The sequence below is a fragment of the Kitasatospora sp. NPDC056184 genome, assembly GCF_042268405.1.
Lineage (GTDB): Bacteria > Actinomycetota > Actinomycetes > Streptomycetales > Streptomycetaceae > Kitasatospora.
On sequence record NZ_JBHJUI010000010.1, the window covers coordinates 172017 to 189168 of the forward strand.

1 protein-coding gene is annotated in these 17152 nt (G+C 75.2%); it reads left to right on the forward strand.

Annotation, left to right across the window (positions count from 1 at the left end; genetic code table 11):
* The first annotated feature begins 36 nt into the window (after window positions 1–36).
* A complete protein-coding gene (locus ACFC0B_RS21400) occupies window positions 37–17130 on the forward strand; it encodes an EndoU domain-containing protein (protein ID WP_376087784.1) in 17094 nt (5697 codons plus the stop codon).
* The last annotated feature ends 22 nt before the right edge of the window (window positions 17131–17152 follow it).

The following is a 17152-nucleotide window of genomic DNA, read 5'->3' on the forward strand; positions in this document are numbered from 1 at the left end:
CCCCTGGAACAACCGGAAACGGCAGGCCGAACCCCCGTGCCCTACTCCTCCATCACGGTCGACAAGACGACGGCCGACTTCTTCAGCAAGGTCACCGGCATGCCCTGGCCGGAAGTGAACGAGGGGGACCTGCGGGAGGTGCGGGACGCCTACCGCAGGCTCGCGGAGGAGCTGCCCGAGCTGCGGCGGCTGATCGCCGAGGTCGCGGTCAAGGCGCGTCAGCAGTTCGAGGGGCAGTCCGCCCGGCAGTTCTCCGAGCAGATGCGCCAGTTCATCGGGGAGACGGGCGGGTCGGACTACCTCGCGGCGGCGGTCAAGACCGCCGACGCGCTGGCGAACTGCGCCAACGACGTGGCCACCGCCGCCGAGTACAGCAAGTGGATGTCGATCGCCCAGCTCGTCCAGCTGCTGGTGGAGATCGCGCTGGCGATCCTCTGGGCGCCGTTCACCTTCGGCGGCAGCCTCGCCGAGGTGACCCTGAAGACCATTCTCACCCGCGAGGTGCTGAAGGGTCTGATGAAGTTCCTGTTCAAGACGATCCTGCTGCACACCTTCGCGGGGATCATGAGCGGTCTGACGATGGACCTGGTCATCCAGGGCATCCAGATCGGGCAGGGCAACCGCAAGGAGATCGACAAGGAGGCGCTCAAGCAGGCCGTCCTGTTCGGCGTCATCGGCGGTGTGATCTCCGGCCCGCTGAACCTGATCGGCATGGGCCTGGGCAAGCTGCTCGGCCGGCTGCTCGGCCGCAACGGCGGTCGGCTGGCGGCCGACAAGCTGGCCGACTTCATGATCAACGGGGACCGGAAGGCGCTGAAGGAGGCGCTCGAAGCCGCGGGGAAGTCGGGCCTCAAGGGCGTCACCGCCGGTACGGAGGGCGCGCTGGGCAAGGTCGGCGCGGTGGCGGGCAAGAGCGCCACCGAGGGCACCACCAACTGGCTGGACAAGACGGCCTCCCGGGCCTTCGCGCGGGACCTCGGCAAGCTGCTGGAGTCCTCGGACAACGTCCTGCGGGTCGGCTTCGAGAAGGCCGGCGCCAAGGCCGCCGACCGCTTCAGCACCCGGCTGAGCGAGGTCTTCGAGAAGCACCTCGGCCAGCTGATGAAGAAGGAGGGCGGGGAGGCCGCGGCCAGGGCCCTCGGGAAGGACTTCGGCGAACTCTTCGTCAAGAACTGGGGCAAGAACACCGCCGAGCACACCGCGCTCAGCGTCGGGCTCAAGGGCATGATGGAGGTGAGCGGCGACTTCAGCGAGCGCGGCGTCGGCGCGCTGGCCCGCAGGTTCGTCGACCTCGCCGAGGACATGCCGCAGGGCAACCGGATGTTCCACCTCGGCTACGCGGTCGGCGAGCAGCTCAAGGAGGGCGTCCAGGGCAACCTGGTCGAGGGCTTCTACAACCTGCTGTTCACCGAGAACCACGAGTTCACCACCACCCTGGCGACCTTCGGCTCCGGCATGGCGATGGGCCTGATGGCGCGCGGCCTGCACCACGCGGCCTCCCCGGTCATGGGGCGGTACATGGACTGGGTCCGGGAGCTTCAGTACGCCAACGTCAAGCCCGGTGACGGCAAGTACTTCCCGCCGTACCACCCGCTCAGCATCCTGTCGGTGCTGAGCAACCTCTCCGGCAATCCGGCCCCGCTGCTGGTGCCCCGGCTCGGCGCGCAGGTCGAGGCGGGCGGCGTCGAGGCGGGCGGCTCCCCGAAGAGCCACCCGGACCCGGCGGAGGAGAACGCCAGGCTGTTCCGCGACGCGTTCGGCGACAGCACGTTCGGCGAGGACCCGACGCCCGAGCAGCTGCGCGGCCAGATCATCGAAGCCTTCTCGCAGGCCAAGGTCGAGGGGTACGGCGAGGCGTTCGCCGAGGCCCTCCGGGACATCCACCCGAGCCTGGTGTTCAGCGACGAGGACCTCGTCGCGCTCGGCCTGCGGGACGAGGACGGCGACGCCACGCCCGCCCCGACCGGCGACGCCGTCCGCACGCAGAGCCAGGACGGCGGCCCGGGCCAGGGCAAGGACCAGCCCAAGGACCAGCCCAAGGAGCAGGCGAAGGACAGCACGAAGGACAGCACGAAGGACAACGCGAGCCAGGGGAAGGGGCCGGGCGAGAACAAGCCGCAGGAGCCGCTCAGGACGCAGAGCGACGGCAAGTCCCAGAACGACGGGAAGTCCCAGAGCGACGGCAAGTCCCAGAACGAGGCCAAGGCGCCGGGCAGGAGCCAGGACGGCCAGGCCCCGCCGCAGGAGCCGACCCGGGTCCGCACCTCCTCGACCCCGGACGTCCAGCAGGCGTCCAGGACCCAGCAGTCGCAGTCGTCCTCGCCGTCCCACCCGCAGGACCAGGCCACCGCCACCGCCCGAACGACCTCCACCGGAGGGCCGGAGGAGACGACCCGCCGGCTCGAACGCAACGACTCCGAGACGACGCTCGTCGAGCCGCCCGCCGGCCCCAAGCCGCCGGCCGAGGGCACCAAGCCGGAGCCGCCGCTCACCCCGGGCGGCCGGCGGAACGGCGGCGCCGGCTCCGAGCAGCAGGTGCCGCACATCGCCACCAGCAGCACCGCGGACCACCTCACGACGCCGGACGCGCAGAACCAGCAGGGCCCCCAGAACCAGCAGGCTCCCCAGCACCAGCCGGACCAGACCCAGCAGCAGCCCCTGCCCCAGCCGACGGACGCCGACCAGCCGCCGACCGTGCCCGCCGCTCCGCCCACCGCCGGATCGGACCTGCGGCCGGGCTGGACCACCGCACAGGTCCAGCCGCCCGCCGGCCCGCGCGCCGCCAACGAGGCGCCCTCCCCGCTCCGCCCGTACGAGGCCCGGCGCGGCACCCTGCCGACCGGCGAACCGGCCACCGAACTCGTGCTGCGGCTGCACCTGGACGGCTCGGCCCTGCCGGCGGGCTCGGGCCCCTCGGTCGCCGCGCTGCGCCGCCGCGCCCTGGCGGGCGTCGCCGACGCGTACAACAACGGCCACCGGCTGCCCGACGGCAGCGTGCTGCGGGTGCGGGTCGAGTTCACCGGCTCGGCGGCCACCGCCCACCACACGGTGCGGCTGCACGACCGCACCGTCCGCCAGAACGAGGGCGACTGGGGGCTGCGGGCCGGCCGGGACGTGCTCGGCCACGAGATCGGGCGCGTGCTCGGCCTGCGCGAGGGGCCCCGGGTGGTGCACCGGGTGGGCGGCACCGACCGGGTCGACGCCGGCCCGGCGCCGCGCGGCCTGCGCACGGTGGGGGCGGCCCTCGACGACGCGTTCACCCCCGACCACGGGCCCGAGGGTCCGGCGGCCGGCCCGGCCGCGCCCCTCGTCGGGCCGACCGTCCGCACCGCCTCGCTGTACGGGGCGGACGGCCGGGACGGCGCGGGCGGCCACCTGTTCCGGCCCGCCGTCCAGCAGGCCCACGCGGACGCGCCGTTCCACGAGAACCCCAACCGGACCGTGCAGCTGCCGCCGTCGGCCGGCACCGGGGAGCCGGGCCGGACCTTCTTCCCGCCGCACTGGACCGCCGACGAGGCCGTGTACGCGGCCGAGCAGGCCTACACGGACGCCCGCAACCGCGGCCTGGACCCGACCGCCCCGCACTGGGAGGGCGAGTACGCGGGCGTGCGGATCACGGGCGAGCAGCAGGACGGCCGGATCACCCTGTTCCGGCCCGCCGACGACCAGGGCACGCAGCCGCCGCCCCCGTACGCCCCGGACCGGCCGGCGCCGCTGTCGCCGTCCGGGACCGGCGGCGGGTTCGGCGACCGGCGCGCGATGACCGGCGTCCACCACCTGCTCGGCGGCGCCGAGGGCGGCGCGCTCGGCATCCACACGGCGGCGCCGGACCCCCAGAGCCTCCACCCCAACCTGACCTCCCGGGGCCACGTCTGGTTCCTGGACCCGACCCTGCCGCCGGACTCCCCGCTGGCCGAGTTCCCCAGCCGCTGGCACCGGCCGGCGGACGGTCCGCCGCCGATGCGCTACCCGGAGGCCTGGACGCCGGCGCAGACCGGCTACGCGGCGCAGCACGCGCTGTTCAACGAACCCCGGCGGGTGGTCCTGCTCCCGGACGGCCGGACCGAGCACATCGTCGGTGAGGCCTACGGCGTCCGGATCGAGGGCCTGGTCCGGGACGGGCGGATCCTCGTCCACCGGCCGACCGACCGGCAGCCCGTCTGGCGGACCGGCGAGTACGGGGAGTGGCACGGGGACCGGGTGGTCGCCTACTCCCCGCCGGTCACCCGGACCGTGGGGACGGGCCAGCCGGTGTCCGTCCGGCGGGCCGTGTTCGACACCACCCAGGAGGGCGTCGAGCTCACCGTCCGGCTGCACCTGACGCCGGGGGAGGGCATGGCGGGCCCGGACGTCCTCGCGTACCGGCGGCAGTTGCAGGCCGCCGCCGACGAGCTGGTCCGCGGGCAGTTCTCCCTCACCCCGCTGTCCCTGCGGCTGGAGTTCACCGACACCCCGGCCGGGGCGTTCTCCAGCGTGCCGGTCGCGGCCGGTGCGGCGCCGGTGCTGCGGAACCACCTGGGGCCGCTGCTGGACGCCGGCGCCCAGCACGACCTGGAGATGATGGCGACGCGCCTCGCCCCGCCGGAGGGCGAGGGCTTCCGCGCCGCGCTCGTCCCGGGCGACCTCCGCGAGCCCGGCACGCCCCCGCCGGCCGGTCCGCCGCCGCGCACCACGGACGGACTGGCCGACCTCCTGCCGACCCTGCGGCCCCGCTTCACCGACGCGGCCTGGGAGCAGTCCCCGCAGGGGCTGCCGCCGGGCTGGACGTCCGAGGAGGCGCGGTACGCCGCGCACGCGGTCGCGGTCGGCGACGGCGGCCCGGGGCAGAACCTCCTCGACCCCGCGCAGCCCGAACCGCGCCGCCGCCGGGGCACCGTCGCCGGAACCCTGGTCGAGGTCGTGGTGGCCGACGGCCGGATCACCGCCTTCCGGGCCCTCGGCGCCGGCGACGGAACCCCGCCGCCGCTCCTGGACGCCGGCCCGCGCCGGATCCTCGCCACCGCGGAGATCCGCCCGCCCGCGGACGCGTTCCGCAACCAGCTGTCCGGCCGCCGCTGGCAGTCCTTCGAGGCCAGCCGGGTCCGGCTGCCCGACGGGGACACCGAGGCCGTGCTGCGGCTGCGGCTCCACCTCGACACCTCGCGGGTGGCCGGCCCGGCCGCGCCCGACCTCGACGCCCGGGTGCAGACCCTTCAGGACCGGGCCCGGCGCGGCGTCGGCGAGCACTTCAACCGGGGCCAGCGGCTGCCCGGCGGCGAACTGCTCCGCGTCGAGGTGACCTTCGTGGACAACCCGGAGGAGGCCCACCACACCGTCGCCCTGCACGCCAGTACGGACCGCGAGTCCATGACGGACTGGACCCTCGACACCGACGAGCGGGTCCTCGCCCACGAACTCGGGCACGCGCTCGGCCTGCCGGACGAGTACCGCGAGGCCCGCTTCGGTCCCCGTCCGGTCCACCAGGACGGCGGGCTGATGGCCTCCCAGGAGCGCGACCGGTTCGGCCAGTTCCTGATCGACCAGGACCGCGAAGGCACCAGCGAGGGCGTCCGCCCCGCGCTCGGACTGCCGCCGCGCTACCTGCGCGACCTCGGCTCCGTCCTCGACTCCGCGCTCGGCGCCCCCGGCCGGCCGGCCACGCCCGGCGGGGTGCCGCCGCGCGCCGTCTTCGGCGGGGACGCCCGGCGCAACGCGCTGGACGGCCCCCCGCGCGGCACCGGCGGCCACCTCTCCCCGCCGCCCGGCTCGGACCTGCCCCGGCCGCGGCGGATCGCCGGCTCGGAGCACCGCAACGGCACCTTCCGGGTCGAGGTGACCGGGCCCGAGGCGGTGCGCCGCAGCGCCTCCGCCGACGACCTCGGCACCGCCCCCGGGGTGCGCCCCCGCCGCACCACGCGCACGATGTTCCCCGAGCACTGGACCTCCGACGACGCCGTGTACGCGGCCGAGCAGGCCTACCACAGCGCCCGCCGCACCGGCCGGGTCGTCGGCGGGGACAGTACCTACCACTGGACCGGCGAGTACGGCGGGGTGCGGATCGAGGGCGAGGTGAAGGGCGGGAAGTTCGTCTCCTTCCGCCCCTCCGACGACCAGGGCGGCCTGGTCGTCCCCGCGTTCGAACCGCTGCGCCGCGGCCCCCGGGAGTTCGGCCTGCGCACCGAGGACCACGCGCTGTTCGGCGACCGCCACGCCCTCACCGGCGTGCACAGCCGGCCGACCCGGCCGGTCGCCGACGCCCACGGCATCCGGGTGGACCCGACACCGCTGCACACCAACGACAACGGCACGTACCGGGCCCGGGTCTGGTTCCTCGACCCGGTCGTCGCCCCGGACGCGCCGCTGGCGGACTTCCCGACCCGCTGGCACCGCCGCGCCGACGCGGACGCGCACACCCTGTACCCGGACCACTGGACGCCGGCCGACATCCTGTCCGCCGTCCGGGAGGCCTACGCGGCCCGGCGCGACCCGCAGCCGCCCGGCAGCGGCACCGAGCACTGGGTGGGCGAGGCCCGCGGCGTGCGGATCGAGGGCATCACCCGCGACGGGCTGCACCTGGTCCACCGCCCGGCCGCGGAGCAGCCGATCACCCGCTGGCGCACCGACGAGGTCGTCGAGCGGTCCGCCCCGCAGCGGGTGGAGTACGGCCCCGGCGACGCCGCGATGACGGTCCGCCACGTCCGCTTCGCCGCCGGGCAGGAGGGCGTCGAGCTCACCGCGCCGGTCCGGCTGCGCTTCCCCGAGGGCACCGCGCCCGACCGGATCGAGGCCTACCGGGCCGCCGTGCAGGACGCCGCCGACCGGTACGCGGCGGACCACCGCGACCCGGGCGGCCCGCTGGTCCGGCTGGTCGTCGAGTTCACGGACCGGGACGGCCCCGGCCACCGCACCGTGGACGTCACCGGGGACCTCCCGGACGGCGGCGTCGACCTGAGGACCCTCCTGCCCGACCTCGCCGACCCGGCGCAGCACTTCCCCGACCTCGTTGACTACGCCCGCACCGGGGCCCCGGCCACCGGCTGGACGCCGCACGGCGACCCGCGCCCGGTCGCGCCGCCGCTGCGCGAGCCCGGCACGCCCGGGACGGACGAACGCCCCGCCACGGTCAGCCGGGCGACGGCGGACCGCGACGTCAACCCGCGGAACTTCGACTTCCCCGCCGACTGGACCCCGAGGGCCGGCGGCCTGCCGGCCACCTGGTCCCGCGACGACGCCCGCTACTTCGTCGAGCGGGCGGTGTCGCGCGGCGACGTCCTCGTCCGCGACCACGACGTGCCGGGCACGCCCCCGACCGGCGACACCCCGGGCACGCCCCCCACGGTGGTCGGCACCAGGCGGTACCGGGGCGTCGACCTGGAGATCGTCCGGGACTGGGCGAGCTACCGGATCACCGGCGTCAAGGTGCTCGGCGACCCGGTCTTCCCGCCCCAGCTCAACCGCCCGGCGCCGGCCCCCGGCGGCTCCCCGCACGTCCCGCACCACCCCGCCGCCGGGAACGACGGCGACGTGCCGATGCACGAGGGCTCCGACGACGGCGACGCCTCCGAGGACGGCGACGGCCACGCGGGCTCCGACGAGGACAGCGGCTCGGACTACTCCTTCTTCTTCGACGACGACGCCGACATGGAGGGGTCGCTCTCCGGGGACGAGCCGGTGCACGGCACCCCGGACGCCGAGGAGTACCCGACACCGCCCCACCTGGAGCTGCACCAGGTGACCGACGCCGTCCTCGTCCGGCCGCCCTCCGACGTGAAGCTCCACCCCGACGTCGCCACCCGGTTCCGGCTCTTCGAGGCACGCCGCGGCACCCTGGCGGACGGCCGCTCCGCGACCGAGATCGTGGTGCGCATCCACCTCGACGCCTCGGGGCTCCCGGACACCCCGGAGCACGCCGCCGCCGTCAGGGACCTGCGCATCCGCGCCCGGCAGGGCGTGGACGCCTTCTACAACACCGGGCACCTGCTGCCCGACGGCGACGTGCTCGTCGTCCGGCCCGAGTTCGTGGACGCCGGCGGAGACCCGCACCACCGGGTCGAGGTCGTGGACCGGAGCGACCGGGAGGACCACACCCGCTGGGCGCTGGGGAGCGACGACCGCACGGTGGCCCACGAGTTCGGCCACCTGCTCGGCCTGGCCGACGAGTACCGGGAACGGAGCTCCCGCGAGGCCGTCACCGACGAGAACGGCACGACCGCCTACCGCGAGACGCGGTCCAGGCCGAGCTACCCCGACGGCGGGCTGATGGGCTCCAAGTTCGCCGACCACGGCCGGATCCGCTTCGACCAGAACGCGGGCAACACGGCGGGCGACGGCGAGTTCCACACGGTCCTCGCCCCCCGCAACCTGCGCGAGCTGGGCGCCGCGGTCGAGGGGTCGTTCGGCACCGTCCGGCCGGCCCCGGGCCCCGGGGGACTCCCGCCCCGGGCCGCGTTCGACCTGATCGCCCGGCAGTCCTCGCTGCACGGCGACCTCCGCACCCCCGGCGGCCACCTGCTGCCCCCGGCCGGCTCCGACCGGACCGGGCCCGAGCGGGTGATCGGCCAGTTCCACAACGGCGTGGTGGTCGCCGAGTACGCGCCGATCCCCGCCCAGGCCCCCCGGCCCGGCGGACGCCTGGTGGACGGTCCCGCCCAGGCCGGTGACCTGATCACCACGACGCCCCCTCCGCCGCAGCAGCGCAGGCTCTTCCCCCGCAACTGGACCGGCGACGACGCGGTGTACGCCGCCGAGCAGGCCTACCTGGACGCGCTGCGCACCGGCGGGGTGACCGACCTCGGGTCCGGGCGCCGCCGCTGGACGGGCGAGTACGCCGGGATCCGGATCGAGGGCGACCTCCACGGCAGCACGTTCCTGTCCTTCCGCCCGTCGGACGCCCAGCCGACGCAGCTGCCGCCGACGAACGCGCCGCAGCGTCCCGCGCAGCCCTTCCGGCCCAACCCGCTGCCCGTCGACCACCCCGGACAGGGCCAGGGCTTCGGCGCCTTCGGCCAGCGCGCCGAGGACGTCGCCCGCTACGGCGACCGGCAGAACCTCACCGGCGTGCACCACGAACTGGACCCGGCCGTCACCCCGGACCCGGCGAGCACGCTCCGCGCGCACGGCGCGGTCGTCGAGGCGAGCTCGGAGCCGATCCACAACGGCACCTACCACACCAGGGTCTCCTTCCTGGACCCCACCGTCGCGCCGAGCTCCGCGCTGGCCGACTTCCGGACCCGCTGGCGGACCGCGGTGGACGGCGACGGCGTGCGCACCATGTATCCGCGCACCTGGACGGCCGAGCAGCTGCTCACCCACGTCGACCAGGCCCACGACGGCGCCGAGCACCGGACGTACCAGGACGACGGCCGCACCTACTACTGGGTGGGGGAGTCGGACGGCGTGCGGATCGAGGGCATCTCCCGGGACGGTCAGCACCTGGCCCACCGCCCGGCCGCCGCCCAGCCCCTGACCGGCTGGGACGACGCCCGGGTGTACGCGGACTCCGAGCCGACCGAGATCCTGCTGGACGGCCGTTCGGTGTCCGTGCGGCGGTCGGTGTTCGACTCCGGCCAGGACGGCCTGGAGATCACCCTCCGGGTGCACCGGCAGTACGAGGCGGGCATGACGCCCGAGCAGCGGGCCGCGGCGGACCGGGAACTCCAGCACGGCGTGGACACCTTCGTCCGCCGCCGGGTGCAGGAGGCGCAGCCCGGCGGCGCCGCGCCCAGGACGCTGGTCACCGTCATCCTCGCCGAGGCCGACGGGCCGGCCGGCGCGTACTCCACCGTCACGCTGCGCCCCGGCGTCCGGCCGGTCCTCGCGGACGTCCTCGGCCCGCTGGCCGTCGCCAACCGGCGGGACGTCTTCGACGCCACGGTCGCCGAGCTGGGCACTCACGTGCTCACCCGCGACGAACTGCTCGACGACGTGGGCCGACCCGACGTCCCCGCCGACCTGCGAGAGCCCGGCCCGCTGCGCCCCGGCGAGCAGCCGCCCGCCGTGCGGCCCGTCTTCGACGTCGAGAGCCTGCGGCCGAGGTTCGCGGAGAGCGCCTGGACCGCCGACCCGCGCGCCCTCCCGCAGGACCGCAGCCTGCCCCGGCAGTGGACCGCCGACGACACCCGCTACGCGGCGGTCGCGGTCGTCAACCAGCACCTCCAGCGCTTCGGCCCGGTGGACAACGGCACCGTGGTCGGGCCGATGGGCGAGGTCGAGATGCGGATCCGCCTGGTGAACGGGGTGATCGTCGAGGTCGGCGGCACCCGCGACCAGCGGGACCTGCCGCAGCTGCACGTCCCCGCGCATCCGTCCCTCGACTCACCCGTCGCCACCCACCTGCACACCCCCACGACCGTCGCGCCCGGCGCCGGCCAACGGGGGGTGCCGGAGCACGTCCCCGTGACCGTCACCCACACCGTCGAGGGACCGGTGCTGCGGGTCGACGGCGGGGACCCGCTGCTGGAGGCCGTCGCGACCGCGCTGCCGGACCTCGTCCGGGAGGTGCGCGAGCGCCACGGCCTGACGGAGGACGCGCCCCGGTGGGTGCTGCACCGGGTGATGATGAACGACGTGGCCGAGTACCTCCAGGCCACCCGCGCCCCCGATCTTCCGCTCGAAGTGGTGCTCGGCTTCCGTCCTGACCATCCGTCGGCCTCCGAGGCGGCGAACGGGCTGCGCGGCCTGCGGCACGACCTGGCGGCGGGGAACTACGACGGCGACGGCGGCCTCGGCGGGGCACTCGCCCCGCTGCTGGCCCACACCTACAACCTGCGGCTGGTCGCCGTCGACCACGACGGTGGCGTCCGCGCGGCCTTCGGACCGTCGGCCCCCTCCCGGGAGGTCGTCATCGGCCAGGACGTCCCGGGTCCGCAGACGTTCGCTCCCGTCGAGCACCGGATCGAGGAGCCGCCCCGGCCCGTCCTGCGGGACGACGAGCGGACGCCGCCGGCCGGTTCGCCGCTGCTGCGCGCACTCGTCGGGGACGGCCCGGACGTGCTGCGGCACGTCTTCGGGGACGAGGTGCCCGACCCGGCGGAGGTGGAGACCAGGCTGAAGCAACTGGTCGTCGAACGGCTGACCGCCGAGCCCGAGGTCGCGCGGGAGACGTACCGGCGCTACCAGGAGTGGGCCGCCCGCAGCGGCCGCGAGGTGGGGCCGTGGGAGGACGTGCGCGTCGAACTCCTCCGCGACGCGACGGAGTGGACGGAGCTGCGCTCACCGGTCGTGCGCGACGCGCTCGCCGTCGTCACGGCGAGCGCGCTGAAGCTGAAGGTCTCGCTCATGGACGTCCGGGAGCCGGGCGGGAACCCGCTCACCTTCGGTCCGGAGGACGGCCACCCCGTCCTGCTCCACCACGACGAGCGGGACGGCTTCACGGCCGTCCGCCCGGACGACGAGCGGAAGCAGCGGGAGGAGCCGCTCAGCACGACCGAGGATGCGCGGAAGACGGAGGAGGAGGCCAGGAAGGCGGAGGAGGAGGCCAGGAAGGAGGCGGAGGAGAAGGCGAAGCGGGAGGCCGAGGAGAAGGAAGCCGAGGAGAAGGCGAAGCGGGAGGCCGAGGACAAGGCCAGGCAGGCGGCCGAGGAGGCGGCGAAGCGGGAGGCCGAGGAGAAGGCCAGGCAGGCGGCCGAGGAGGCGGCGAAGAAGGCGGCCGAGGAAGCGGCGAAGCGCGAGGCCGAGGAGCGGGAGCGGAAGGTTCCGCAACCGCCGGTCTCGGTCGCCCGGGACGGTGTGCTCTCCGCCTCGCACATGGTGACCGGCCTCGGCGGGCCCAACAGCGACCTGGTCACCCGGCTCGCCGACCGGATCGGCCAGGCCCTCCCCGCGAAGACCCCGAACCGCGAGGCACTGGCCCGCACCCTGGCCGAGAGCGTCCTGAGCGGTCCGGGCCTGCGCTCCAAGGTGACGGCCCTCTCCCGCGGCGAGGTCCTGCACATCCCGGTCGGCACCGACGCCCGGGAGGGCACGATCACGCTCCGGGGCCGGGTGAACGGCCTGACCCACCGCCGGACCGTGACCGCCTTCGAGTACGAGAGCGGCACCGACCGCCAGGTGACGCTCGGTACGGACAGCGGCCGGCGCTGGCGCTTCGGGGGAGGGTTCCAGGGGCGCTTCGACGTCACCAAGGCGTTCCGCGCGGTGCTCAGCGCCGGAGGACAGCACGACCGGGTGAGCGGCGACGGCCTGACGACCGGTTCGCGCTTCTTCTCGCGGGCGAAGACGACGGAGACGACCGCGGTCTTCGGCGGCACCCTGCACCTGGAGGTGGCGTACCAGCCGAAGGGCGCGCGGGGGACCGAGGACGGCCCGCAGAACCCACAGAACCGGCCGAACCGGCAGGTCCTGGAGACGCCCGTCGAGGTGGCCATGCCGCGGCGCGAGACGGTGGACGAGAACGGCGCGTTCATCGACCCGCGGACCGGGGCGGACCTCGCCGTCGCCGACCGGACCAGGCTGACCGAGCCCCGGCTGCACGGCACCCAGGTGCTGCTCGACATCCACGCCACGGGCGCGCCGAGGCTGCGGGAGGCGGGCAACGGCGGTCAGAACCTGCCGATGGTCGACCTGGGCGCCGGTGAGCCGACCCGCCGGCAGGTCATGGCGGGGGTCATCGACGCCCTCGGCACGGACGCGGCCGCCCGGGAGGCGCTCGGGAAGAACGCCCGGGCGCTCTCCGACCGGCTGGTGGCCGAGTTCGACTACAACCGCCTGCACCAGGACTTCAAGGGCATGACCAACGGCGAGTCCGTCGTCGTCAAGCTCCCCGGGACCAAGCTCACGGTCGAGGTGCTGGCGGTCAAGCGCGACCTGCGCGTGGCGGCCACGACCAAGGAGACCGAGTTCAACACCGGTGCCGGGTCCGTGCTGACGAGGGTCAAGCAGAAGGTGGTGAGCGGGCTGCTGCAGGCCGAGGGCGGTGTGCGGGGTGAGCACGAGAAGCTCAAGCTGCACGGCGGCCTGTTCGGCGGCAAGCGGTGGGGCTCCGACACCGTCCGGATCTCGGGCCGGACGCTGGAGACCGGCCTGACGACCAAGACCAAGGAACCGGGCGCGATCCTCGAAGGGGACGGCCGGCTCGTGGTGGTGGTCCGCAAGGGCGACCGGGAGCTGGGGACGGTCGACGTGCCGGTCGGGTTCCGGACGCTGCTCCCGCAGGCGGAGCTCAGGGCGCCGGAGCCGACCGCCACCCCGTGGGCGCGCCCGCTGGCCGACGGGCTGCCGGAGTCCACCGTCGTCCGCGACATCGGGCCGCTCGGTGTGCTGCGGAACGATCTCGAAGCGGCGGGGAAGGCGTACTACGGCTCGCTCTGGCCGGACATCCGGGACGAGGTGATGCAGCTCGTCTCGCAGCCGGCGGTGGCGGCCGGGCTCACCGCGATGACGCGCGGGGACGCCGTCGAACTCTCCACCTTCGACCAGGGGAAGGTGTCCGCCCTGGTGGACTCGCTGCGCGACCGGGGCGTCAAGGTGACCGTCACCGCGACCCTGGAGGGGATGGACCCCCTCCGGACCAGTCCGAGCGCCGACCTCAGCCGGCAGAACGAGAGCAGCACCTTCACGGCGGAGCGCCGGGTGACCGGCAAGCACACCGTCGGCCAGTTCCGGGGCGGCTTCCCCGCGGACAAGGCCAACCTCGAAGGTGCGGTCGGCGGCCAGAAGCGCGTCCGCACCGCCGTCCGGGACGGCGCCGCCGACAAGCTCTACGGGAACAGCAAGATCCGGACGCCGCAGGACATCTACCGGGCGCACACCCGGCTGACGGTGACCCTGGAGGGGCGGGGGCCGGCCGTGCCGGTCACACGGCCGGTCGACACCGACGTCAGCGTCACCCGCGCCGTCACGCCTCCGGCGGCCCCCCCGACCGCGCCGAACCCGCCCTTCGCCGGGCGGCGCGACACCGAGCTCGGCACCTCCGCCGTGGTCGCCTTCCGGGACCAGCGACAGGCCGCGGCGGTCGTCACCCAGGTCACCAGGGAGCTGGAGAACCGCTGCGGGCCGCTGTCCCCGCAGGTGCTCCGGGTGCTCAAGGAGGACCTCGCGCCGGCGGTGCTGAGGGCCAACCTGTCCCAGCTGACCAGGGGCGGGACGCTGAAGGTGAAGGTCGGCGGGCCGACCTGGTCGGCCGAGGTCGTGGTCAGGGCCGGGCTGGAGACGGCCCCCGTCCGGCAGCGGGAGGTGCCGAACTCCGAGTTCGAGGTCGGCTCGCAGAACCGGACCGGTCACGGCATCTCGCACGACGAGCGGATGCGCTGGACCGAGAACGCCAACGTGAACGGCAAGGTCGGCGAGAAGGCCGGCATGTCCGGCGACTACCTCCACCGGCACGACCGGTCGACCGGGTACGCCCTGGACAGCTCCGGCAGCGCCACCAGCCGGGGGAAGAACACCGTCACGGGCGACGTCTCCGAGGCCACGGCCGTGTTCCAGGTGGACGTCCGCACCAGCAGGGCCGCCGGACTGCTCCGGGGCGGGACGCCGCTCCCCGCGGTCCGGGCCGTCGTGGACGTCATCACGCCGCGGTACGGCGCGGTGGCCGACCGGGTCTGGGCGCCGGACCGCGTCTGGCAGACCCATGTGCTCGGCTCGTCCGACGTCGTCACCGACGTGTTCGCCCCGGTCCGCACCACCGTCCGCGGCCGGCCGCTGGACTTCGGGGAGGCCGTCCTCGCCGGACCGGGCGGCTCGCCGGCGAAGTTCGGCGACAAGAGCGTCGCCGACTGGCTGAAGGAGCGGCCCGCCGTCCGGGAGCGGCTGCTGGAGGTGCTGACCCCCAACAACCTCCAGGACCAGCTCAAGAGCATGATGAACGGCCGCCGGCTGGTGGTCTCCGACGGCAACGTGATCATCCGGATCGGTGCGTCCGTCAAGCAGCTGACCCACACCGGGAACACCACCACGACCGAGTTCAACACCGGGGTGCAGACCGAGCACGCCCACACCACCGCCGACGGCGTGACCGGCGGCGGGCGCGGCTCCGGCCACCAGCTGCGTCTCGGCGCGACCGTCTCGGACGGCACCTGGTACGCGGGCCTGACCCTGGCCGGCGCCACCGGCCACGAGGTGCAGGAGTTCCGGAGCAGCCGGGTGGGCTCGGGCAACACCACCAAGGCGAAGGTCCCCGGAAGCGTCTTCACCGGTGAGGCGATGCTGCACTTCGAGGTGGAGTGGGCGTCGGGGCTCGGGGTCAAGCACACCTACTTCGGGCGCCCCCTCGGGCTGGAGACGGTCGTCGCCACCGCCGAGGCGCGGACGGCGCCGCCGCCCCACCTGCGGGTCGACGGCGCCGTCCCGGACGGGTTCGACACCGTGAACGCCCCGCGGGGCGCGGGCCTGCGCGGACTGGGCGACCACCTGACGGAGGACGTCATCGTCCAGCAGCCGCCCGCCCGGGTGTGGACGTACGGGCTGCTCGACACGGACGTGGTGCGCTCGGTGGGCATCACCCAGGGCGTGCAGCGGCAGCTGATGGCCGGCGCCGAGGACCTGTTCGGCCGTTCCACCTGGGACAAGCTCCAGGGCACCGTGCAGAGCATGCTCGATCCGGTGTCCCTGGCGAGCCGACTCACCAGCCCGGTCACCCCGGTCCAGCATCCCGCCCCGGGCGGCGACGGCGTTGCGCCGACCGTGCTGGACGGCCCGGGGAACGCCACCCACGTGATCCATCCGGACGGGCCGGCCGGCGACTCCCGGGTGGAGGTCCGGGTGAAGATCACGGAGCTGGAGTTCCACCGGACCGACCCGGTGGCCGACGCCAGCCCCGCCAACTCCGCCCCGGTCGGCTCCGGCACCGGCGCGCAGCGCTCGTTGCAGGTCGCCTCCCGCCTCACCCTCGGCGCGCAGTTCGAGGTGACGGAGCAGCAGAAGCTGGGAGGTCGCGCGGGAGGCTACGGCGACCTCGCCTACCAGCGCCGCAGCGACACCTCGACGGTCGAGGCCGGCCAGGTCCTGAACGCCGCCAAGATCCGTACCGCGACGGCGCAGTACCGGGGTCTCGCCGAGGTGGAGGTGGTCTACCGCAAGGGCGACGAGCAGGTGGTCCGCAAGGAGTTCGTGCCGGTCGAGATCGACATCCCGACCCGGGACACCGAGCAGACCACCGTGCCGGCCGCGGGCCACCTGAGCTTCCGCGCCGACGCGTCCGACGGCGAGCTCCGGCTGCGCGACGCCTCCCCGCAGGCGCTGGAGCGGGTGGCGGACGCGCTGCAGCTGGACGCGGCCGACCCGGTGAACCGCGCGGACCTGCTGCGGGTCGGCCGCACGGCCCTGGGGCTCCTCCCCGACGCGCTCGCGACGGCGACCCCGGAGACCCGGCAGTGGCTGCGGGGGCTGGACCGGCTGCTCCGGCTCGCCGCCGACCCCGGCGGCGCCGGGGCGGAGGCGCTGGACCGCCTCCGCACCCTGTCCGAGGGCGGGCGGGTGACGGACGAGGAGCGGCGGAAGCTCCAGGACATGGCCCGCCAGTTCGGCCGGGCCGACAGCCCCGCGCCGGACCGCGGGCTGGTGACCGCGCACTGGGAGTTCCCGTTGCAGCCCACCCAGGACCTGCGGTTCCCGCCGCCGGGCGACAACCGCCGCGTGATCCACCTGCAGGCCGAGCGCTTCGACCGGCCGGACGGCCTGCTCGACGCGGTCGAGCGGGGCATGCGGCGCGCGGGCGCGAGCCAGGTGCCGCGGATCGTGATCACCCTGGACACCGAGCCGGGCGGGGACTCCGCCCGGTCCGCCCAGGAGCTCAGGGACCGGGGCAGCGCGCTGGAGAAGCGGGTGCGCCGGCTGTTGGGCGGGCTGCCGCGGGCGGTCGACGTGGAGGTCCAGGTGACCGGCGGGTTCGTACGGCGGGTGGAGGGCCCGCGGGGGCCGGAGGACATCTGGATCGCCCGGGACAGCGTCCGGCACTTCCGGTTGGAGCCGACACCGGAGCCGCCGGTGCCGCAGCCCGTGCCTCCGCCGGTGCCGCAGCCCGTGCCGCCGGTGCCGCAGCCCGTGCCCCCGCCCGTGCCGGTGCAGAACGGTCAGGTGCCGCCGCCCGTCCAGGTCGACCACGTGGTCCCGGGGCCGAACGGGACGCTGTCCCCGAACCCGGGCCCGCAGCAGGGGCTGGCGGACGACGTCTTCCGGCAACTGGTGCCGAACGGCCCCGGCGGCGGCCGGTGAACCGTCCGGCGGGGCCGGGCCG